The sequence below is a fragment of the Spirosoma endbachense genome (genome assembly GCF_010233585.1).
In the GTDB taxonomy this organism is placed as follows: Bacteria; Bacteroidota; Bacteroidia; order Cytophagales; family Spirosomataceae; genus Spirosoma; species Spirosoma endbachense.
In genome coordinates this window covers 400,760-423,308 of record NZ_CP045997.1, presented here as the reverse complement: position 1 = coordinate 423,308, position 22,549 = coordinate 400,760, and the positions used below count along the sequence as shown (strand labels likewise).

14 protein-coding genes are annotated in these 22,549 nt (G+C 50.0%); 7 read left to right on the top strand and 7 right to left on the bottom strand.

Annotated elements, in window-relative coordinates; genetic code table 11:
* Window positions 1–46: 46 nt before the first annotated feature.
* A complete protein-coding gene (locus GJR95_RS01580) occupies window positions 47–3,622 on the bottom strand; it encodes a VCBS repeat-containing protein (RefSeq protein WP_198424800.1) in 3,576 nt (1,191 codons plus the stop codon).
* A 111-nt stretch (window positions 3,623–3,733) separates the two neighbouring features.
* Between GJR95_RS01580 and GJR95_RS01575 the strand changes: the two genes are divergently transcribed.
* The 7 genes from GJR95_RS01575 to GJR95_RS41760 all read left to right on the top strand — a co-directional run bounded on the left by GJR95_RS01575 (window position 3,734) and on the right by GJR95_RS41760 (window position 15,169).
* Window positions 3,734–4,327 carry an RNA polymerase sigma factor gene (locus GJR95_RS01575; RefSeq protein WP_162384215.1) on the top strand — a complete coding sequence of 198 codons (594 nt, stop codon included), beginning with the start codon at window positions 3,734–3,736 and terminating at the stop codon, window positions 4,325–4,327.
* A 77-nt stretch (window positions 4,328–4,404) separates the two neighbouring features.
* Complete coding sequence (locus GJR95_RS01570; RefSeq protein ID WP_162384214.1) at window positions 4,405–5,538, top strand: exo-alpha-sialidase; 1,134 nt, start codon at window positions 4,405–4,407, stop codon at window positions 5,536–5,538.
* A 117-nt stretch (window positions 5,539–5,655) separates the two neighbouring features.
* Window positions 5,656–6,717 carry a FecR family protein gene (locus GJR95_RS01565; RefSeq protein ID WP_162384213.1) on the top strand — a complete coding sequence of 354 codons (1,062 nt, stop codon included), beginning with the start codon at window positions 5,656–5,658 and terminating at the stop codon, window positions 6,715–6,717.
* A 60-nt stretch (window positions 6,718–6,777) separates the two neighbouring features.
* On the top strand, window positions 6,778–10,194 hold the full coding sequence (locus tag GJR95_RS01560) for a SusC/RagA family TonB-linked outer membrane protein (protein ID WP_162384212.1): 3,417 nt from the start codon (window positions 6,778–6,780) through the stop codon (window positions 10,192–10,194).
* A gap of 45 nt (window positions 10,195–10,239) precedes the next feature.
* A complete protein-coding gene (locus GJR95_RS01555) occupies window positions 10,240–11,820 on the top strand; it encodes a RagB/SusD family nutrient uptake outer membrane protein (protein ID WP_162384211.1) in 1,581 nt (526 codons plus the stop codon).
* 76 nt (window positions 11,821–11,896) lie between these two features.
* A complete protein-coding gene (locus GJR95_RS01550) occupies window positions 11,897–12,967 on the top strand; it encodes a glycoside hydrolase family 43 protein (RefSeq protein WP_162384210.1) in 1,071 nt (356 codons plus the stop codon).
* 57 nt (window positions 12,968–13,024) lie between these two features.
* The gene (locus GJR95_RS41760; RefSeq protein WP_198424799.1) at window positions 13,025–15,169 is read left to right on the top strand and encodes a family 43 glycosylhydrolase; all 2,145 of its coding nucleotides are present in this window, start codon (window positions 13,025–13,027) and stop codon (window positions 15,167–15,169) included.
* A gap of 4 nt (window positions 15,170–15,173) precedes the next feature.
* On the opposite strand, the gene GJR95_RS01540 is transcribed toward GJR95_RS41760, so the two are convergent.
* The 6 genes from GJR95_RS01540 to GJR95_RS01515 are packed head-to-tail and all read right to left on the bottom strand — an operon-like array spanning window position 15,174 to window position 22,493.
* A complete protein-coding gene (locus tag GJR95_RS01540) occupies window positions 15,174–16,595 on the bottom strand; it encodes a glycosyltransferase family 39 protein (RefSeq protein WP_162384209.1) in 1,422 nt (473 codons plus the stop codon).
* Window positions 16,592–17,155: a hypothetical protein gene (locus GJR95_RS01535; RefSeq protein ID WP_162384208.1), complete on the bottom strand. Its 564-nt coding sequence runs from the start codon at window positions 17,153–17,155 to the stop codon at window positions 16,592–16,594. Before GJR95_RS01535 ends, GJR95_RS01540 begins: the two co-directional genes overlap by 4 nt.
* Window positions 17,149–17,394 (bottom strand): 4a-hydroxytetrahydrobiopterin dehydratase, encoded by a 246-nt coding sequence (locus tag GJR95_RS01530; protein ID WP_162384207.1) that lies wholly within the window; start codon window positions 17,392–17,394, stop codon window positions 17,149–17,151. The genes GJR95_RS01535 and GJR95_RS01530 overlap by 7 nt, the downstream gene beginning before the upstream one ends.
* Before the next feature lie 34 nt (window positions 17,395–17,428).
* Window positions 17,429–19,057, bottom strand: a complete 1,629-nt coding sequence (locus GJR95_RS01525) for a hypothetical protein (RefSeq protein WP_162384206.1) — start codon at window positions 19,055–19,057, stop codon at window positions 17,429–17,431.
* Window positions 19,054–21,306 carry a hypothetical protein gene (locus tag GJR95_RS01520; RefSeq protein ID WP_162384205.1) on the bottom strand — a complete coding sequence of 751 codons (2,253 nt, stop codon included), beginning with the start codon at window positions 21,304–21,306 and terminating at the stop codon, window positions 19,054–19,056. Before GJR95_RS01520 ends, GJR95_RS01525 begins: the two co-directional genes overlap by 4 nt.
* Window positions 21,303–22,493, bottom strand: a complete 1,191-nt coding sequence (locus GJR95_RS01515) for a BatA domain-containing protein (RefSeq protein WP_162384204.1) — start codon at window positions 22,491–22,493, stop codon at window positions 21,303–21,305. The genes GJR95_RS01520 and GJR95_RS01515 overlap by 4 nt, the downstream gene beginning before the upstream one ends.
* Between the last annotated feature and the right edge of the window lie 56 nt (window positions 22,494–22,549).

The window sequence follows — 22,549 nt, the reverse complement described above, 5'->3', positions numbered from 1 at the left end:
TTTGTAATCAGAAAAGCAGTCAGTTAGAATCACAACAACCTACAAATCAATACTTTGTTCGAGAAGACTGTGACAAATATCCAGAGCCATGATAATATTCTACTCGCTCTGTCCGGCCATCGGTATGCCGAATCAGTGAATGTGTTTCGGTCGGTTTTAGTCGCCCAATAGCAGGCTGGCTATTTTTTCGGAGGGCTAACCATTGAACGGGCCCATTGGTATTGGTCACCAGATAACTGACTGAAGCGCCAGTCGATAAAACGGCCAGCCCTTTGGCATCACCATCTACCTGCAATCCGGCTTCAGCCGAAGGCACCGCCCGAAACTGGCCTTTCCCGTTGCCCAGCAATACCGTTCCCCGACCAGCATCATACCAGCCCGAATAGGTCTCAGGTGCGTATGAATTACCGGTCAGCAATACATCACGCCAGCCGTCCGCATTGAAGTCGCCGGTTTGCATGCCAAAAACGGGTGAAATCTGGACCGGCATCGGGAGTGGCCGCACGTCAAACCGGCCTCCCCCCTTGTTTTCGATATAGATACTCCTTAGTTCAGTCGCTTCGAGTCGAATAGCCCCCTTTCGTTCCTCATCGGTAAACATCTCGGCAAATGGCTGCTGGGCATATTGCTGAAAACTAACGAATCGTTTACGGGACAGGGTGGTCATCTGGTCGTTCATAACATCCCGAATAGCCACTACCTGCTCGGTTCCCTGAAGATAGTGGGTCAGGATGGGGTCGATCTTACCATTCCCGTCAAAATCGTTGCCGTAAATGCGTAAGGGTTCTGAAGCAGAGACGTTATACCGCGTATTCAGGCCGGTATTGCCAGCGAGGTAATCGATATCACCGTCGCAATCGAAATCAGCACCGATTAACGAATTCCACTGACCAGCTGGCAGTGTAGCAGGCTGTTGCTGAAATTTCCCTTTGGCGTTTTTAACTAGTTTGATTGGCATAAATTCGCCAGCAAGCAGTAAATCAGGCCAGCTATCATTATCATAGTCGGTCCAGAGTGCTGTGCAAACCATCCCTATCTGCCGCAAGCCGGGAGCCAGTTGATCGGTAACATCTGTAAACAGACCTCCATCATTTCGAAATAAATAACTGCGGGGTGGAAATGGATACTTTTCTACCTTGACACGCCCTCCACGGAACAAATCCAGATCGCCATCGTGGTCAAAATCGGCGGCTACAATACAGGAGCCCGAAGAGATCGTTGGTGGTAACAAACCCTGCGATCGGGTAAATTTGCCATGGCTGTCGTTCAGGTATAATCGATCCTGATAAATAGGGCTGCTATCGGGCTGCTGACTTCCTCCACTAACGACGTATAGATCCTGATCGCCATCGTTATCGGCATCAAAAAACAAAGCCCCCATATCATCAAGGTCATTGGCTCCCTGAATCAACGGTGCAAACTGCCCGGCTTTTTTCTGTAAATATACCGTTCGTACCTGACCGGGACCCGCCCCAACAAACACATCATCCAGGCCATTACCATCTACATCGGCAACCGCTATGGCAGGCCCGTTTTTTCCATATACCTGCGGGAGCATCGGCGTTCGCTGCCAATCTGACGAGCGTGCGACCCGATGCAGAAAGGGTATGCCAACCACCGACGCTGGCTGCGTAGCAAACAAACCTGTCGAACTGCTATCTCGTCGGGTCGAGGTCGGGCTATTGGCCGGCAAATAGCGAGTGGTATGCGTTTGATCGGCTTTCAGCTGCCCAAGCGACTGAACTGTGCCATTCGCCCAATGAATGTCAACCCAGGCCGAGGTGTATTTTCCCAGCCCAAAATGAACAATCGATTCAACGGAGGAGGTATAACCCCGAACCGGATGCGCCAGTGTGGTCTGCGTTGTCCCATCGGGTAATTTCAAGCGGACTTCGGCCCCTGAACCCTGTGCATCGGCGGGTAATTTCAGTCGCAGGAAGTGGCGGATAATCGGTTTGCCAGCTTGATTCGTTTCATTTCGATAGAGTCCGGCTGGCTCATCAATGTTATTGAAAACAAGATCCAGATCACCATCTTTATCCAGATCGGCATAGACCGCACCATTCGAGTAATTGAGTTCACCCAAGCCCCAATCCAGCGATTTATCCTCAAAGGTCAGGTCGCCCCGATTTCGATACACATAGTTATGGAGTTTTATCTCGGGGAGTTTATACAGAGCCTCCATGGTCTGTTTATGCGTTGCCGCCAGACCAAAGTTTGAGATCTGCTGGTTGAGATAGACTACATAATCCAGATTGGTAATGTCGCGTCGGTAGCCGTTCGAAACAGTAAGGTCTTTCCAGCCATCGTTGTCCAGATCAGCCAACAGCGGTGCCCAGCTCCAGTCAGTGCGCGAAACGCCCGCCAACTGGCCGATTTCACTAAAGCCCGGTTCCTGATTCTGACCAGATGGACCCTGATTGAGTTGCAGGGTATTTCGAACGTATTCATCCTGATAGCCCTGCTGACGAGCCAGCGTAAAAAAATCCCAGTTGGTTTTAATGAGCATCATTTTTTGTCGCTCATTCGTCTCCGGCATCATGTCAACGACCATCACATCGGGGCGGGTGTCATTATTGATGTCCTGAATATCGACACCCATACTGTTGTAACTGGTATGCTTGAAATAATCGGCCGCACGATTGGTGAACCCGGTATGCTCCCCTTTTTCATTGTGATTGTTGATCCAGACGACATCATTCGACAGAAAATCATTGGCACAGTATACATCCAGCCAGCCGTCCTGATTCAGATCCGCGATCGTGAGTCCCAGGCCATACCCTTCGGCCTTGATTCCCTCCTGACCCGACACATCGACAAACTGCGGCAGCGTTGTGGTTTCGTTCTGAAGCTCACTTTTCTTCGTTGATTTTTGCTCAGCCGTTGATCGGCTTTCATTTCGATACAATCGATCGGTGCTTAGGCCGGTTCCATCGAGTCGGCGTGGTCGAATACTGTTCCGGCCCGTTCGCTCGAAGGCATTGTTCAGAATATAGCAGTCCAGATCACCGTCGTGGTCATAATCAAAAAAGGCAGCCTGAGTATTCATCCCGCTGTCTGCCAGCCCCACTTGTTCGGCCACTTCCTTAAATGCTGGAATGCCGCCCGGCCTGCATTTCTGGTTGAGAAAAAGCAGGTTTCTTCGAACAGCCTTAGCGGTATCGGGACCCGCCACGCTGATATAGATATCCAGCCAACCGTCCTGATTGAGGTCAACGACTGAAACACCCGTACACCAGCTTCGGGTCTGTACGCCAGCCTGTTTAGTAATATCCCTAAACTGGAAGTCAGAATTTTCCTTTTTCGAAAGACCCATCTGGTTCAGATACAGACGGCTACTCACCTTGTTCCCAGCAAAAAAGAGATCATCCCATCCGTCATTATTGAAATCGCCAACCCCTACTCCTGCCCCATTATACAGGGGGTCGTACGTATTGGCATTTAGCGTTTCATTTTCGAAAGGCTGGATTTGATTGTTGAACGATAGGCCCGATTCGTCAGCGCTGATTTTTGTAAATAAAGGAAGACTGTCGGGTGCTGACCGACAACCGGCTAACGTACTGATCACACTGAGTAATACCAGAAATAAAGGGCGTTTAACGATCATAGTTGCAAAAGACATCAGCGAGCATTTTTATCCCTATCGCTAAAAATAAACATTATTTTTCACTGAGTAATTATTACTATTCCTACCCATTACTGTAAATTTAGCCGCTTTTAAATCTACGTAAAGTTGGACGCATCATCAGGCTACCTATACACGACAGATGCTGTGCTTTGGGATAATTTTCTGGAAGGCAGTAAAAGTGCCTATGCTTATCTGTATGCAAAGTATGCGAAGACCCTCTATAACTATGGCTATAAAATTGCGCAGAACCGGGAAGTAACTGAAGATTGCCTGCAGGATCTCTTTCTGACAATTCTGGAGACACGGGAGCGATTAGGCCGCACGGACTCGATCAAATTTTACCTGATGCGGGCATTACGCCGGGATATTGTCCGTAAACTCACCAGCGAACAACGGTTTAATAATGACCTGGATACCCTGGACTTTACCATTGAATTTCATTACGAACCGACCTGGCTCGATGCGCAGATTTCACTGGAGCAGTCGACCCTTTTGCTGCGCGAACTGAATAGTCTTCCGGCCCGTCAGAAAGAAGCCCTGTTTTTGAAATATTTCGATAATCTCAGTTACGAAGAGATTGCGGGCGTAATGGGCATTGAACAGAGCTCTGTCTATAAAATCGTTTACAAAGCCATTGCATCGCTTCAGAAACGGATGGCAACGCATGTCGTTTTTCTGCTATTGGCACTCATTCGATAGCAAATAGTACTAATTTGCGATCTGGAAGAGATAATTTACGAACGTTGGCTCTTTAGTTAGTATTCACTACCTGAGCCATGACGACGAAACTACCTCTTCTCCTCTTTATCTGTCTGGTTGCGTTACGCTTTACCGACAACACCAGTGTCGAATGGAATCAGCCGGTACTCATTAACGATCAGCCCGTTTTCACTGATGCGGGGCTGGTATCCCACGCGGGCGAAACAGAATTACGCAAACACGGAAACTACGGTTCAGAATACGGACGAATGCTTCGCCTGTCGAATGGAACCTGGTTGGCGGCCTACACAATTTCCCGCAATAATGGCTACCAGCGCGATCCGAAAGCAGGGCTGGAGCTTCAGGTTTCTGAAAGCCGCGACAACGGTCAGACCTGGAAATCAATCAGCATTCTTACCGATCCTGGCCGCGATCTGGACAATGCTCAGCTCTGCCAACTCCCCAATGGAGCTGTTCTGCTGGCGTGCCGGTCGGTCCGCTGGCAGGAGTCATACCGGCTGCCCATTTATCAGAGTACGGATCTGGGCAAAACGTGGGCCAAACACAGCACAATAGACGTGGCTGAAGGGAAACCGGGCACACTGGGTAAGCCCGATAAAGGCATTTATGAACCGCATATGGCTTTTCTGGCCGATGGGCGCCTGTCAGTCATGTATGCGAATGAAAAACACGTTACGGAAACGCCTGCCTACAGCCAGATTATTTCGCAGAAGATTTCGGTCGATCAGGGCGCAAGCTGGGGTCCGGAAATATGGGTAGCTCATGAAACGGGGCACAATGCTTCCCGACCAGGGATGCCCGTATGGACACGGATGACGAATGGGCAGTATATGGTTGTCTATGAAATTTGCGGCCCCGAAAAATGCATGGTCTATTACAAATCCAGTCCCGATGGCACCCATTGGGCTGAAGGGTTGGGCACGTCCATTCCCGACCAGTTAGGTGGCCCCTACCTGCTTTCGTTAACCGATGGTCGGTTGGTTGTTTCCTCCAATAGCAGTCACATTTCCGTAAGCAGTGACTATGGGCGATCCTGGCAGCGTATCGCCGACGCCTGGCCCAAATCATTGTGGAGCAGTCTGTATCAGCCAGGACCCAATCAGCTTATTGTCATGAATTCTGTAGAGCGCTCAATTGGTGGGCATAACATTCAGATTCGGTCTGGACAGCTAAGCAGTCAGACCAAGTAAGGTTTACAATTCCCCAAATTGAACTCATCCGACATTCGTTAGTAAAAAAACAGTATGAACGAGGGATAATCTGGAGCCCACTCGTCTTTTCCTACTACAAGTCACCTGTCTCACCCAATGAAATCACCTGATTATAGCCAGTATTCCATGAATGACTTTGTATTGGACGAGTCGTTTCGACGTTGGGTTTTCCAACCCGACGAACAGACGATGTCGTTCTGGCATTCATTTATGCTCAGGCATCCCGATAAACAGAACGCCATTGATGAAGCAAGCGCGATTTTACTGCATCTGCGGGTGCACTACGACGATTTAACGGACGCCAGCCAGGAACGCATCTGGCAGGTATTGGACACCGCTTTTGACCGGCAGCTAGCCGCTCAGACGGATACTATTGAACGGGCAAAACCAATTCTGAGACGGCTTATCAGCTATCCATTCAGGAACTGGCAACTGGCAGCCTCACTCACTGGCCTGTTGTTGCTGGCTGGCGGTGGGTGGGCTTATCGGCACTTTTGGCAGCGTCAGGAAATTCATACCCGATATGGCGAACTCCTGACAATAACCCTGCCTGATGGGTCAGAAGTACGGCTCAATGGCAATTCAACGCTGACCTACCCCAATGACTGGACCGATCGCGATGATCGGGAAGTATGGCTCGAAGGCGAAGCGTTTTTTAGAGTAACCAAAAAACAGGCATCGTCAGGACGACTGAAATTCATCACCCATACACCCAATCTGGATATTTCTGTACTGGGAACACAGTTTAACGTGAATACCCGTCGGGGCAATACGCTGGTCATGTTATCGGAAGGAAAGGTTCAGTTGTCTAACCCTAATGACAAAAAAGCGCCTGTCATTCTGATGAAGCCCGGCGATCTGGCCAGCGCCCAGACGGGTATAGAACAGGTATCGATCACCCCTGCGAAACCCCAGATACATACTGCCTGGACCAAGCATCTGTTTGCCTTTGAAAATACGCCCCTTCGGGAAATTGCCCAACAGTTAAGCGATACCTGGGGTATCACGCTGGTTTTTGAAGACAACGCGCTCGCCGAACGACGCTTTACTGGAAATTTATCCAGTCAGGATATGGAAACGCTCATTACAACCCTTACTACGGCATTCAACCTACAGGCTGATCGCGAAGGCAATCGAATCATCCTCCACAGGCTGTAAATCACCTAAACTACCCGACTATCTACAAGAACTGCTCATAATTCCTTAACTCTTGATGGTATGAAAAAAATGTATTTATCGCTTACCCTCTGGATAGCAGGGACGGCTTTCTTTAGCCTTCCACATTCCGCTGCTGCCCAGTTACTGACCAGGGCACAAACCAAACCTGATCAACCCGCACTGGACACTCGTCCTACGAAAGCACGCGCGCTAAAGAAAGTACTGAATGAACTGGAACGACGCTACAAGGTAAGTTTTGCTTATGAAGAACTATTGATGGCCGGTCGGCTCACCGAAACCGAGACCGATGGAACAACCCTAGAGCAAAACCTGAGCCAGCTACTGGCCGAACAGGGCTTGCGATACCGGAAAATCAAAGACAACCTGTATGTCATTCAGCCTGATGTAAAGCCCGAGCCGGGTATCGCAACACCTCCAGCCATGGCCGACGCAAACCAGCCAGTCACAATCGCTGAAGTTGCTGTTATCCGGCGTTTAACGGGTCGGATTACGGATGAGAGTGGAGCCGGATTACCCGGAGCCAACATCGTCGAAAAAGGTACCGCCACCGGAACGTCGACCGATGCCAATGGCGACTTTGCCCTAAATGTGAGTGATGGGGCAACCACGCTGATCATATCAAGTGTCGGGTACGTTGCCCAGGAAGTCGCCATCGGCAACCGATCGACCATTACCGTTCAACTGGTTGCCGACAACCGCACCCTCGATGAAGTCGTGGTCGTTTCGTATGGTACAGTCAAAAAATCGAACCTGACCGAAGCCGTCAGCATTGTGAATGTTGCCGATGCCAAGAAAGTACAGGCAGCCTCTGTCGTTGATCAGATCCAGGGCAGGGCCGCCGGGGTAACGGTAGCGTCGGCTGGGGGTGCGCCCGGTGCAACGGCCAGCATCAAAATTCGGGGTTCCAGCACGTTTGGGTCAAATCAGGACCCAATCTACATCATCGATGGCGTTATTATTGGCAGCGCATCATCCGACTTTAACCCCAATGATATTGAGACGGTTACGATCCTGAAAGATGCGGCTGCTACGGCGCTTTACGGGTCGCGGGGTATGAACGGCGCCATTGTCATCACAACCAAACGCGGAAAAGCGGGAAAAGCCGTTATTGACTACAATGGTTATTATGGCGTACAGAATATTGACCATCGGCTTCCCCTGGCCACCCGCGACCAGTACATCAAAACCTGGACCGCTGCCTATCAGAATGGCAAACTTCCCGTTCCGGATTTTGGCCAGGGCGGGTTTGATACGGACTGGCAAAAAGAACTGATCAAGCCGGGTGCCATTACCGATCATAACGTCAGCATTTCGGGTGGCGTCGATAATGGGGTCAATAAGTCGAATTACCGGATTTCGGGGGGCTATTTCTCACAGGATGGCACAATCCGGGGTCGAAAAACCGACGGCACGGAGGTGAGTCCGTATTTCAAACGCTACTCGGCCCGCGTCAATGCGGGAACAACCCGTGGAAAACTGACCATTGGCGAATCGGCCTATCTAGCCTATACCAACGAACGGCGGGTTATTGGGCAGCCTTTCGATAATGTTATCCGGATGCCACCTACCATACCCGTTTTTGATCCTACCAATGCCAGTGGCTATGGCTATGGCAATGCCAACAACGCTACGTTTGGTACGAATCCCATCGGTCAGCAGGCCAAAGATGACAACCTCGCCAATAGCTACAAACTGTTGGGTAACGTATATGGCGAATATGCCATTCTTCCCTGGCTGACGTATCGGCTGAGTGTTGGACTGGATTTCAGCAACTACCAGAACAAGTATTTCGCCCGCCCCGGTGCCCTCAGCTACAACAGCCCCAGCGCACCCAACGGCATTCTGGACGACCGGAATGGACGTTTCTTTAACACGCTGATTGAGAATACACTGAACATCAACAAAACCATTGGCAAGCACCAGGTCAGCGCACTGTTGGGCTATACACGGCAGCGGTTCGACCAGAACGAAATCTACTCCCATACGGAAGGGATTGTTGGTGAGTTTTACCAGCAGGGTGCTGGTACGGCCAGCCCACGAACAGATGGATTCTCCAGTATTTCGGGCCTGATCTCGTATTTAGGCCGGGTAAATTACACATACAACGACAAGTACAATATTCAGGCGAACCTGCGTCGGGATGCGTCGTCGAACTTCCCGAAAGACAATCAGGTTGCCTATTTCCCCTCTGTATCAGCGGCTTGGAATATCAACAAAGAGGCTTTCATGCGGAATATTCCGGCCATTGGCGACCTGCGTCTGCGGGCCAGTTATGGGTCAGTGGGTAACCAGGCCATTGCCCCCTATTCGCTCGATCCAACCATTCAGCCTAATCTGAACTATGTACTCGGTGGTGGAAATGTTATTGTTCCGGGCGCATCGAATCGTCAGTTGCAGAATTCAAACCTGAAATGGGAAAGCAAAACCACGACAGATGTGGGTATAGACGCTACATTTCTGAATGGTAAGATTCAGCTTCAGGCCGACTATTTTTACTCATTGTCGAAAAATCTGCTGTTACGCGTTCCCCTGCCCATTACGGCCGGTAACCAGGGGGATAACCCGTACGATAACCTCGGAAAAATTGAAAATAAAGGCTTTGAGTTAAGCCTGACCTATCAGGATAAGACAGGTGATTTCCGGTACAGCATCAATGGTCAGCTTACCAGCATTCACAACAAAGCCCTACAGTTAGTACCCAGCAATGGGAACCAGCCTTTGTATGGCTACGGGAATGTGACACGAACGGAAGTAAACGGTCCGCTGGCTGGCTTTTATGTGCTACGGCAGGCAGGCATCTTCCAGAATCAGGCGGAAATCGATGCAGCGGCCAAGCAACCGAATGTAACTCCTGGCGATGTGCGTTATGTGGACACCAATGGCGACGGTCAGATCAATAACGACGACCGTCAGATTGTGGGCACCCCGTTTCCCAAGTTCGAGTACGGGGCTAACATTTCGCTGTCGTATAAAAACATCGATTTCACGGTCTTTTTCCAGGGCGTGTCGGGGAATCTGCTGTTTAACCGCAGCCGCAACTGGACGGATCGGTTCGATGATGTCCAGAATGTCCGGTCTGATGTTTCGTTCTGGACCGGTCCGGGAAGCTCTACCACGACACCCAAGCCAATTAAAGGGGATCCGACCCTGAATCCGGCTTTCAATACGGATCGGTGGGTTGAAAGTGGGGCTTATGGTCGAATTCGGACCATGCAACTTGCCTATAATTTCCCCACGGCTATGCTAACCAAGCTCAAAATGGGATCGGCTCGGATTTATGTGAATGCTCAGAATTTGCTGACCATTACAAAGTATTCGGGCTACAATCCAGATGTGATTGGTGATGTGGGCGATGGAAATCCTCAAAATCGGGGCAATTACATCGGTCGTGGTATTGACCAGGGCAACTATCCCGTTTCGCGGGTCATCAGCGCAGGTTTGCAACTGAGTTTCTAAGCCGTACACTGAATCATTCAGACAATCGTATAACAAAACTTCACTATGAATACGAAAACACTGGCGCTGACAGCGATGCTTACGGGTGGAATCCTGTTCAGTTGCAGCGAGAGCAAACTGCTCGACCAGGTCAATCCCAACCAGGCGTCGACAGCAACATTCTGGAAAACGTCCGATGATGCGGTTAAAGGCATCAACGCGGCTTACAGCGGTATGCAGGATCGTCGGTTCTCGCTCTGGATTCGCTTCCTGACTGATCTAAGCTCCGACGAAGGATACAGCCAAAGTCCCTGGACAGATCTGGGTAATCTGAGTAAGTTCATCGTAACGGATTATAATATTCCGATGAATATCGAGTCGTTTCAAGCGGCTTATCAGGGAATTTACCGCTGCAATCAGGTACTGGAGAACGTTCCAGCCATTAAAATGGACGCTACTCTACAAAAACGAATTCTGGCAGAAGCCAAAGTAATCCGGGCCTACTGGTACTATAACATGGCCAACATCTGGGGAAATGTGCCGCTGGTTTTAGCCTCTCAAACACTGGGAGATCGGCCAAAACAGTCCACACAGGCGGAGGTTTTTGCGCAGGTAATTAAGGATTGCCAGGAAGCAGCTACCGATTTACCCGAAAGCTATACGGGTCAGGATGTTGGTCGGCTTCACAAGTACAGCGCGGTTGCGTTGATTGGCAAGGCGTATATGCAGCAGCGCAAGTGGACCGAAGCTGCTGCGGCTCTCAAGCAGATCATCGACCAGACGCCTACCCGTTTTGACCTGGTTGCCGATTTTAAGGACAACTTCACGACGCTGTTAGAAAACAATAAAGAGTCGTTGTTCGAGATCCAGTATTATGACGAAAACGAAAGTAAAGTAGGCGGTGCCGTCAACTACGATGTGGCGGGTGGTTCTGAATCCTCCGAACACGCCCAGTTTTTCGGCCTTCGTAATATCAACGGTTTTAGCAAAGGGGGCTGGTGCGATGGGCAGCCTACAAAGTGGCTCCTCAATGAGTTTATGAAAGAAAAAGACAAGGCCGGAAAGGTCGACTACCGGCTCGATTATACCATGTTCTACGGCGGCAGTTCCCTTAAATCGCATGGCTTTTCGTATGCCGATCTGACCAAGTTAGCGGCTGGCAGCGATTATCTGCCCGAGCGGGATCGTTTCTGGATTAAATACACCAATTATTACCAGGCCACCGACAGCTATTTTTCGGGGATAAACGACCGGGTAATTCGTCTGGCCGATGTTTATTTACTCTATGCAGAAGCACTCAACGAATTGGGCAAACCCGCCGATGGTATTCCGTTTGCCAACAAAGTACGGGCACGGGTAAACCTGCTGGCCCTGCCCCTGACGATGACCCAGGCTGACTTTCGGATACAGCTTCGCCACGATCGCGTGGTTGAACTGGCTGGTGAAACCCAACGATTCTGGGATTTGAAACGCTACGGTATTCTGGGTCCTGAACTCGCCGGGCCTGATGCGGGTAAAAAACCGGCCAATGAATCGGATTTCGATACTGATTTTACCACATTTCAGAAAGGGAAGAGCGAGTTATATCCCTTGCCGCTTTATGAAACAGATGCAAATCCTAACCTGAAACAAAATCCGGGTTGGTAATTTATTATTCATAGGTTAGTAGTCGTTTAAAGCCGATTACCTCTATGGTGATCGGCTTTTTTAGATCAGTCAACGCATGAAATACACAGCTTTCTTTTCTCTGCTGATCGTGCTGTCGAGTGCGACAATAGCCTGTAAAAAAATACCCAGTACCAGCTCCGGTGTTACGCCAACTCAAACAGCGACGCAGGATACATCGACCCGATTTCAGAATCCATTGCTGACCTCCGGACCAGACCCCTGGGTTATTTATCAGGACGGCTATTATTACGTCATGCATACAACCGGCGGGGATTTAAGGCTCTACAAAACCAAAAAGATGAGCCTGCTCGGTCAATCGCAAACCAGCGTCGTCTGGTCGCCACCGGCAACCGGGCCAGTCACTCGTGATATCTGGGCACCCGAACTGCATCGGGTAAATAATCGCTGGTATATTTATTATGCTGCCGTGGTGGCACCCAGTACAACACACCGGATGTGGGTTCTCGAGAACGAAGCAACTGACCCAATGACCGGCACATGGATTCTGAAAGGTCAGGTTCAACTTCCCGACAATCGATGGGCCATTGACGGAACGCTGCTCCAGCTAAATGGGAAGTTATACTATGCCTGGTCGGGCTGGGAGAATGAGATACGAAACAACATCCAGCATATTTATCTCTGCACAATGAAAAACCCCTGGACGGCCGACAGTCCAAGGTTGCGTGTTTCAACGCCCGAGTATGACTGGGAGAAACAGGGAATGCCTTCCGTAAACGAAGGTCCTGAATTCCTGACACATGACAACAAGGTTTTTCTGGTTTACTCGGCCAGTCATTGCAGTACCGACAGTTATGCGCTTGGCATGCTCGCTGCCGACGCTTCCGCTGACCTTATGAATCTGGCTTCATGGCAGAAATCAGATCAGCCCGTTTTCGGTCCAAATGCTGCTGATGGCGCTTATGGAGTTGGCCACAATAGTTTTTTTATAACGCCCGACAACCAGGAAAACTGGATTCTGTATCACGCAAATCCGCAACCTGGACAGGGTTGTAGCAACAATCGGTCTCCCCGTATGCAACGATTTACCTGGCGAACGAATGGCTATCCCGACTTCGGTAAGCCTGTTCCCTTAACAACTAGTCTCAAGCGACCAAGTGGCGAATAAAGTGAAAACTTTCTTCCCTCTACACCTAATCCGTTCCTAACCTAAAGAATTTTGCCAATGTTACGTCGCCAGACAAACCTAGCTTCGAACTGGCTTCCTCAGCCTCGCTCCTACCTTTTTCTCCTGCTGGCATTCCTGAGTATATCAGGCGTTTGGGCACAGTTACCCGTCCAGAAATTAGTGGCCGATCAAACCGCTTACTATCCGCGCGTCATACGGCTCCAGACGGATAATCATACACCCAAAAGGCTCCTTGCCAGTTTTGACCGGGGCAATACCGGTTCGTTTTACGAAAGTCTGGACGACGGAGCAACATGGAGTACAAGCCCGGTTGGAACAATCACCGAAACCACTCCGCCCCGTACCTGCTGTAGCGGATTTTACGAAGTGCCCACGACATTTGGGTCAACCGAAGCGGGCACACTTTTCTGGGCAACGTCCGTTGGCACCGACCAGAAACCGCGCACAGATTGTTCTATCCGACTCTATAAAAGCACCGATAAAGCCCGAACATGGTCCTATTTTTCTACAATAGTGAGTGGTAAAACCGGGCTCTGGGAACCCGAGTTCATGATCGATCAACAAGGGCGTCTCTTGTGTTATTACTCAAGCGAAGAGTATAAAGATCAGGGCTTTAATCAGCTTATTGCGCACAAAACATCTATTGATGGCGGCCAAACCTGGACCACCGAAGTAACTGACGTAGCCATGCCGGGTGGTATGTTGCGGCCGGGTATGCCGATCATTCGGAGATTATCTGATCGGAGTTATGTAATGTCGTATGAGTTGTGTGGCGCAGGCTGCGATGCGTATGTGAAATTTTCCAAAGATGGCCACCAGTGGGGTTCAGTGGCGGAAAAAGGCACCCGTATCGAATCCTCGAATGGGAATCATTTTGCTCATGCTCCTACCATTAGCTGGGCACCAGATGGTTCAGCAACTGGCAAACTGCTGGCAATTGGTCAGGTTCTGCACCGAAATAGTGATAACTCCACACCACCCGCCAATGGGAAAGTGTACATGGTTAACAGCAACAAGGGATTAGGCACCTGGACCGAGATGGCGGCACCCGTTTGGTCGCCCAATCAGGGCACTGATCCTTGTCCGAATTACAGTTCACAATTGCTCGTTTCGGCAGATGGCAAACACGTGCTGGAGATCGCTCTGGCCAAAAATACATCCGGACGTTGCCGCCCTTATGTCAATACGATTCCGCTCAACAGCCCGGTTACCGAAAACATGTTGACGAATACTACCGATACGACTGCCCAAACATTCACCAATCCGTTACTCCCGGATGGGGCCGATCCGTGGGTTATTTTTAACGATGGCTATTACTATTACACCAATACGACCGGCCAAAATCTCACCCTTTGGCGCACCAAAGACTTTACAAATTTAGTTCAGGCGGAGAAAAAGGTTGTTTGGACGCCACCCGCTTCCGGGCCTAATTCACGCGACATCTGGGCACCCGAACTGCATCGGCTGAACGGGAAATGGTATTTGTATTATACTGCTACGGACAAAGCAAAACCCAGTGACCTTAACCGATATGTTTTTGTGCTTGAAAACGAGTCAGCGAACCCATTGGAAGGGAACTGGACAGACAAGGGGAAGGTGAATACAAACTACACGGGCCTGGACGGGTCAGTTTTTGAGCACAATGGGAAAATCTATTTTCTGTATTCCGGCTACGTAGGTCCACAAAGCAACCTGTTCATTGCCGACATGATAAATCCCTGGACCATCAGCACGAAGCAGGTAGAACTTACGCGCCCGACTTATGCCTGGGAAAAATACGACGGTCGGGAAATCTGTGAAGGGCCTCAGTTTCTGCGGGGGAAGAATGGCAGACTTCACATCATTTATTCGGCTAGTGCCTGTTGGGATGACAATTATTCGCTGGGGATGCTGACAAGTAATGACACCAGTGATTTGCTCGATCCGGCCTCCTGGAAAAAGTCAGCGACGCCAGTTTTTTCAAAATCAGTCGAAAATCGGGTTTTCGGGCCGGGGCATAACTGCTTTACGAAATCACCGAATGGGCAGGAAGACTGGATTATCTACCACGCAAAAGAGCAGGCAAATGGCGAATGCAAAAACCGGACACCAAGCGCTCAGCCGTTCTTCTGGAAACCCGATGGAAGTCCCGATTTCGGCATTCCAGTAGCCAGTGGCAAGGAAGTTCCCAAACCAAACTAGGCGCTCAGGATAGTTGCGCTACATCAGCAGTCGTACCGGTGGTTCGCCCCTCCCATCGATAAAGCCAGACGGACAACCAGCGCAATAAAGTCGTTGTGCCCAGATAGAAATACATCAGGAACAGCAACTTAAAAAAGCCCCGCCTGAATGTATAGGCAATATTCGCACCGTCTACGTGTTGAATGATGAACCCAAAAAGCAGATAAAGGCCAATTAGCCAGGCCAATACCATCAGGCCATGCCTGTCCCGAAAAATGACAAGGTTCAAACCGGTGGTTACCAAAAAGACTGGAACAGCATAATTCCAGTAGGCAGCGTGGAAAACAACCTGCTTGTTCATGCCCGTAAACACAGTGGCCAGTTCGTCGAGATAGCCTTCGCTGATGCCATGAATCTGGCCCACGCTGACATGGGATGGCAGCGCTACATACCCACGCAGGAATCCATAATTCCAGAAAAGAACTGGAATCAAGCATAGCATGGAGAATATCGAGGCCCAGCCAACCGCTCTCAACCGATTTGTTTTCCATTCCTTCAAGAGTACGACCACTGCTCCGATTGGGGCGAAGAAAATCGTTTCACTCCGTGTCCAGCAGGCAAATGCCAGCAATAATCCACTGGCGATCAATATATTCACGCGATTCGATTCAAGATATCGCTGAAGCAAAATAACACCCGATGCAAAAAACGCAGCATTGGCCCAATCTGTCTGTACCAGAAACGTATACGCAAAAAGTTCGGGCGTACAGGCTAGCAGCGTTACCAGTATTCCGGCCAAAACAGGATGAATACGTTCTCTCAGTTCGGCATACAGAAACAGACCGAAACTGATAACCAGACTAGTAAGCCATAGTTTCCCGAACATGAATAGACCAGAGTCCAGAGCCGCCAGCCGGTAGATAATCTGCTGCATGGCCGTAAATGGCGCATAAAAGGGCTGGTTGCTGAATACAGATACCGACGGCAAATGCGCTGTAAACACAGAGGAGACCAGGGTTTGCTCCCGAACGGCAAACGTTGCGACCAGATCAGGCCCAACAATGGTATCGAATGGGGTGTTTGGAAACCAGGCACATTTCCAGGCACTAATGACCAGTAAATAAGCCCAGAAACCGAGAAATGGTAGTTCATAGAGCCGGATCGATATCCGTTTCCAGGCAAAAACAGCTTTCAGATAAGGCCATTGCCCCCGGAGAAGCGACAGTGATACAAGCGACAAAATACCCAAACTGACCAGAACGGGCACCAGTGTAATCGGTAGGTGTATAAACTGCACCATAAATGGAGCTATTGAACTCACACCCAGTCCGGCCAGCATCGATAACCCCAGCAGACTCAAGCCATTAGTAACGGCTCTCAGGCGGGTAGCGATGCCAAAACCGATCAGAAATTGGGTACAGATTACAACAGCCAGTGGTAAGCTCATTTTCGGGAATAATAGTATTTTCTGGCCTGACTTGGGATGTACGCGAAAAAACGGGGATCATATTTCCTAAATTCGGTCAATACCGACGGCCGATTCTGGGTCGTAAGAGCGAGTAAGGTAACCCGCTTATTCTGCACCCAGAGCGTATGGGTTGCCCGCTGTAGTAACGTATCCGGGCCAGTCAATTCCAGCAAATGAACCGCTTTTCCCAGATGATAATAGAGAACGCTGGGATAAATCCAGACAAAACCATCAGCGGCTCCCTGCCGATAGGCATTTCGAATGAGATAACGTTGGGGAGGAATCAGGAAATAATCGGTCGGCTTACACTGCTGCTTGATAAGCATCGTGTATGTATAGGCATTGCCATAGCCCGCCCGTTCCCGGCTCTGACGATCGGTTTTTTGCCCCAGCTTCTGACGTTGATTGTAAAAAATCTGAATTGGCCCACTCAGCCAGGCGCTGTTTTTAGGTAACAGCAAAATGAACAACACCACCAGCCCGCTCGCGATCAGGTAGACAGATTGCTTTACCCAAAACCGACTAAAAAAATTTACCACACTTCGCCAACAATCAGTTTATCAATTGCCGAAGCCAGTTTTTGATCTTTCTCCGTCACGGTGTTACCCGCATCATGCGTTGAGAGTTTGATCGTAACCTGATTATAGACGTTAGACCACCACGGATGATGATCCATTTTTTCGGCAATGAGCGCCACACGGGTCATGAAGGCAAATGCTTCCGAAAAGTCGGCGAAAGTGAAATTGCGCGTAAGTTGATTATCCTGTTCCTGCCACATAAGGGTTTCGTTTGGGTATATAACTACGGGAGTACTACCCAAGTTTAGGCTCTACCCAAAGACCACTCAGACAGACGATAAATACTACCAGCCAGACCCAGTCCGGCAGGTGATTTTCGGTCACTCTTGATACAGCAGTTCGTCCACTCTGGTCTAACGCATGCGCCATGGCATAGGCCCGCACCAGTCGACTTTGGGCGATGGCTGGCAACCCGTTCCCCTCGGCATAAGTCGCCAGAGAATCCAGTACCGGCATCCAGCCAGCTTTGCTGATTTTAAATTTCCCTTCTGCCGAAAGCGGATTGATAGGTGAATAGGACATCTGAACGGTGTCATTGCCCAGTTGGATAATGGATGGCCGCGCTGGTACGTTGTTCACATGAACTGCCTCCCGGAAACCGGCAAAAACGGGAGCCTCAATGTCGGCGCTGTTGATCGCTGAGGGCTGAAGTTGAGCCAGAATAGCGTTCCAGACCCGATTGTAGGCAAGGCTATCGCCACTCAGTTTCAACGGAAATGTTTCATTCAGTAAACTAACCCCAACCTTGCCCGACACTTGCTGAACAACCACCGGATAGCCAGGAATAACGGCCTGTGCAACAGTCGGGACAATGGAAAAAGGCAACGCATTCAGTCCCTCCGAAACCGGCACCAATGGCTCGTTCGACACTTTCCGAACCTGTAGATTACTCCCAAGCGCTTTATTGATCAGGCGGCAATCGGCTTCCGGATTGGTCAGGTTAATGAATAGCACTGATTTGCCTTCGGCAATTGCCCGCTTAACCACCACATTACCGGCATTGGTTGGATCGGTCACGATCACATCCGGTTTCTTAGACGCTCGATTGATCGTTAGCTGGTTACTGACATCTTTAGAGAGCGTTGCGGTAATCTGAACCGAGTTACCGTTTTTCCCCAGCCAATCGGCCAGGGTTCTGCTCTCAAAATCGGGCGTTCCCAGAATGAACTGGTACGTCAGCGACTTCATGGGGCGGGTAAAAAACCGAATCGTATCCAGCGTAGTCTGATCCAGTACCAGCTCGGCCTCCGTTCGCCCTAACGTAAACGCGGGAAACTGAAGCGAAAACGACGTAAACCCTTTGGGGAGGTTCAGACTGTCGAGTGTCCGGCCTCCATACATGAGCTTGATGCGTTGCTTTTGCGACGACTGAAGGCTCCCCACAACCTGCTGCATCTCTCCTTTCTGGACAATGCTTTTCCAACGAACAGCCTGCATCTGATCAGGTGCGTAATAGGGAATCCAGCGAACCACCTGCCGACTCAATCGGCTCAGTAATTCGGGGGGGAAATCCTGTCCTACAAGGGTCACCGAATCAAAGCGTTCGCTGTTGAATGTTCGGGCCGTTACGACCTGCCGTACCTTCAGACTATCACTTATTTTCTGGCGAAACGTACCCGGAACATCTTCACCAGCCAGCAGCGCATGCGTTGAACTGGCCGTTACGGTCCAGACTGGTTGCAGAACGTAGCCAAGCAAAACCAGCCAGAGCAGTACGTTCAGGGTCAGGCGAACCGATCGCCGTTGCGTTGTGAGCGAATCGTTTCGTAGGGTGAGCCAAACCTGAACCAGCAGCAGGATGACTACCAGTACCAGGATAAGCCAGGTAAGTAAGTCAGTTCGGTCAAAATGGAAAGAAATCATCGCAAATGGTGCCAGAATGACCGTTCAAGTTTTCGTTCACTGGTATAGGATCGACTGGTTTGCAGCGACGTACCCGCCAGGTCATAGAGTTTAGTTTTTAGTTGTTTTTTCTCCGGATCGGTCAGTGTTTTACCACCGGCGAGTTTCTGTAATCCCGTCAGCACCGACCAGTTCGGCAAACCGCTGTTGACGACCCGGTCGGCGAGTGTGTTGCCCAACTGCTGAACAGTTTGTCGCTGTGATGGGCTAAGTTGCTCCAGCGACAGGAAACCCAGCACTTCACCAACCAGCAGCTCAAGCTGTGGCTGATCATATACACGCTTCTGCGTTGTACTGGCATTCACATTCTTCAATTCGCCGGTAAGCCGTGTTTCGAGTTCTTTGATCGGTGGTGGATCGAAGCCGGTTTTCTTCACAAATGACCGGGCTTTCTGCTGCGACAACTTCAGATACTCCAAGGCTTTTTTCTCGAAGGGCAATGCCTTTTCGGGTTCATATAACCGCAAATGCAACTCCGACTGCCACATCTGTTCCAGTGCCATTTTCAGCAAACTCCGGGTCGATTGTTCATGGAAGGTATTCGTTTCGGCATCGTCGTGCGAGTGAACATATTGCTCCATCAAAGCGGCAAGCGGATCTTTACCATCGTCTGTGTGCCCACCGCCACCGTGATTATGCCCATCGTCCTGGGTATGCGATTCGCGCTGGGGAGCAGCTGTTTGTTCACCCTCCCCTTCATCGTGTTTATGCATGTAGGCCTGAATGGCCGCCATGCCCGCTACAACAGCACCATCGCTATTGGTGGGTAAAGGCGGAGGGCCACCCCCACCAATCGATTTCTCGAATTCTTCGCCCAGAAACTGGCCATAGCGCAACCGCAAGGCTTTCTGATCGAAACCGATCTCGTTCGATAAACTCTTAAAAGCCATGGTCGCACCCGACTTGTCGCTCAGCGTTTTGCGCTTCGCAATGAGCTTTTCAGTGTCAATAATGATTTGTCGCTGGCTGCGGAAGTATTCGGGCATTATATTCACGGCCATCGTCGCCAGTTCCCCTTCTTCTGCTTTTGTTGTGTCCTTATAAACCAGGAAATAGGTGTCTGACTTCGTAAAATTTGGTTCTGGCTGGCGGTTATCGAAAGCAGCCCAGTAATAATAGAGTTCATCGCCGGGGGCAAAGTTCAGCGCTTTCAGGTCGATTTGTTTCGTCAGTTTTGCCTCCTTGAAATTGGTTTTGTCCAACGGCATTTTCACTTCCCGAAACTTCACGTTTTCGCCTGATCCCCGTGCCAGTGTTGCCACAATAAACGCCTGGCTCACACTAAAATCATCGGATATTGTCGCTGACAGCCCAATTGCTTTCGGATCTTTCAGGTAGTGGTAGCTGTATAATTCTTTCGATTCAGGAACAATTTTAGGCGCCAGATCCGGTTGGGCTTCCAGCCGGTAAAAGTCAGATTGGTACACTAAGGAATCTTTCCCCGCCATCCCGGACCAATAGGCTTTAATCGCATAAAGGCCAGAACTTATCAGTTTGTCCTGGTAGATGAACCCAGCCGAGGATGGCTTAAACCGAACTTCCACTCCCCGATTACTGACCAGCCGAACCGAGAGATTTCGGTTATCGCTGAAAAGCATACGCCACGTCAGCATTGATCCATTAATGGCGGCAGCATTTAGATCCGAAGAGGTCCGCTCAGGCAGACGCGTATAGGATGGTGGCTGAATGTGCAGCTGGGCTGACTTAAAGGATGGAGCAACCGGCTTTTCGACCGATATTAACGTTGCCTGTGTCTCGCCCTGTTTGGGTGGTACCGGCTCTGACCGTTGAAGCAATGGATACCCAAAACGAATACCCAAAGCAGCCAGCAATACAAGACCATAAACCCAGAGTTGCGAGAAGATGACCGTCGGAATTTTGGCCTCGCGGATTCGCTCGCTGAGTCGCTCCAGTTGCAGTTGTTCGGCAACATTGAGCTGCGACTTATCCAACAACGGGAGACTATATTCAGTATCGCCAACCGTCTGATGGATCAATCGAATGGCTTGCGGTTTCTTGTCCTGATACAGTTTTCCCAAAAATATACCAAGGCTAAGTCCTGCAAATCCGGCCAGTAAAGAGGGTAGCAACGAATTGGTGAATGTAGCCGTGAGGATATAGGCCGATACCCCAAGGACCAGGCACCGTAGCAGGGCGTTGGCGTACAGCTGCTTGCTGACCGATGTTAGAATTTGTCTTGGATCTGTCATGCGTTCTTTGTTAGTGCCATCCATCGTTCTCCAATCAGTAGAACGACAAAAAGCAGTACGATTACGTTATGAACCAATGTCTGTGGTTTCCGGTCGGGCCGGTTTGCCACGACAAACAACGACTTCAACTCCTGCTGACTCAACGGTAATGAACTGACCTGCAATCCGTAATGCTGAATTAATTGCTCACCTAACCATTCGGGCAGTTGCCCATTGGCTACCCGTTCATCGGTTTGCGCTGTCAACGCATTGCCCGTATAACAAATATTGGGTGCCATCGGATAGCCCGGCTTACCCGAAACGATGTATAGCGTTTGGGGCGATGGATTCGAACTAATCCGATCCGTCAGCACCCACTCATAGGGCGTCGTGCCCGTCTGGTTATGGTCAATCAGAAAATCAAGGCCATACACATCAGTCAGTGCCTTGAGAGCCGCTTCAACGGTCTGCTGTTCGCGCTGGCTTCGATAATCGAGCAATACCCGCAACTGGCCACTATGAGCCGGAGCCGCCTGAAACTTCTGGGCTGGCTCGAACACGGCGCTGTTCGTTAGCTTTCCTCCCTGACCTACAAACAGTTTCTGACTGCCTTTTGTCACCAGATAAGCACGCGGTGGCCGGGTTGAATCGACAAGCGTATGCAACTGAAACCGGGGTGGCACATAAATTGACGGGACAGTTGCTAATGATTCATTGTTCAGCAAATACAGATGTACTTCGGTATTTTCCCGACGTAGTTTGTCAATGGCAGCCTGAAGCAATAGCGGTGTAACTGATTTTCGTTCAGGCAATTCAGTCAATTTATCGACTGGCTCGGCGGTTTCATTTATCCAGTATAGCTTCTCTCCCCGTTTGCTGGCCTCTTCCAGCTCGAAGCGAAAATTAGTACTAACCAACGCATTGGGCTGCACCAGATGAATTGGCTGGCTATCGGCCTTACTTTTCAGACTGTTCAATACCGGCTGACTTAGGAGAACAGCCAACAGGATCAATAACAGGCACCGAAGTATCAGCAGCAGGATATTGTCCAGTTTCAGACCACGCTGTTGTTGCTGGTTCTTTTCAACGAGCCATTGGGTAGCTGCCCACGCCAGCGGTTTCCCTTTTTTCTGGTGCCAGAAATGGATGATGACCGGAATTACTACCGCCAGCGCACCCCACAACAAAAACGGTTCTAAGAATGCCATTTATCAATTAGATGTTGGGTAATGGACATTGGAGAGAAGACATTGACGGATCAATG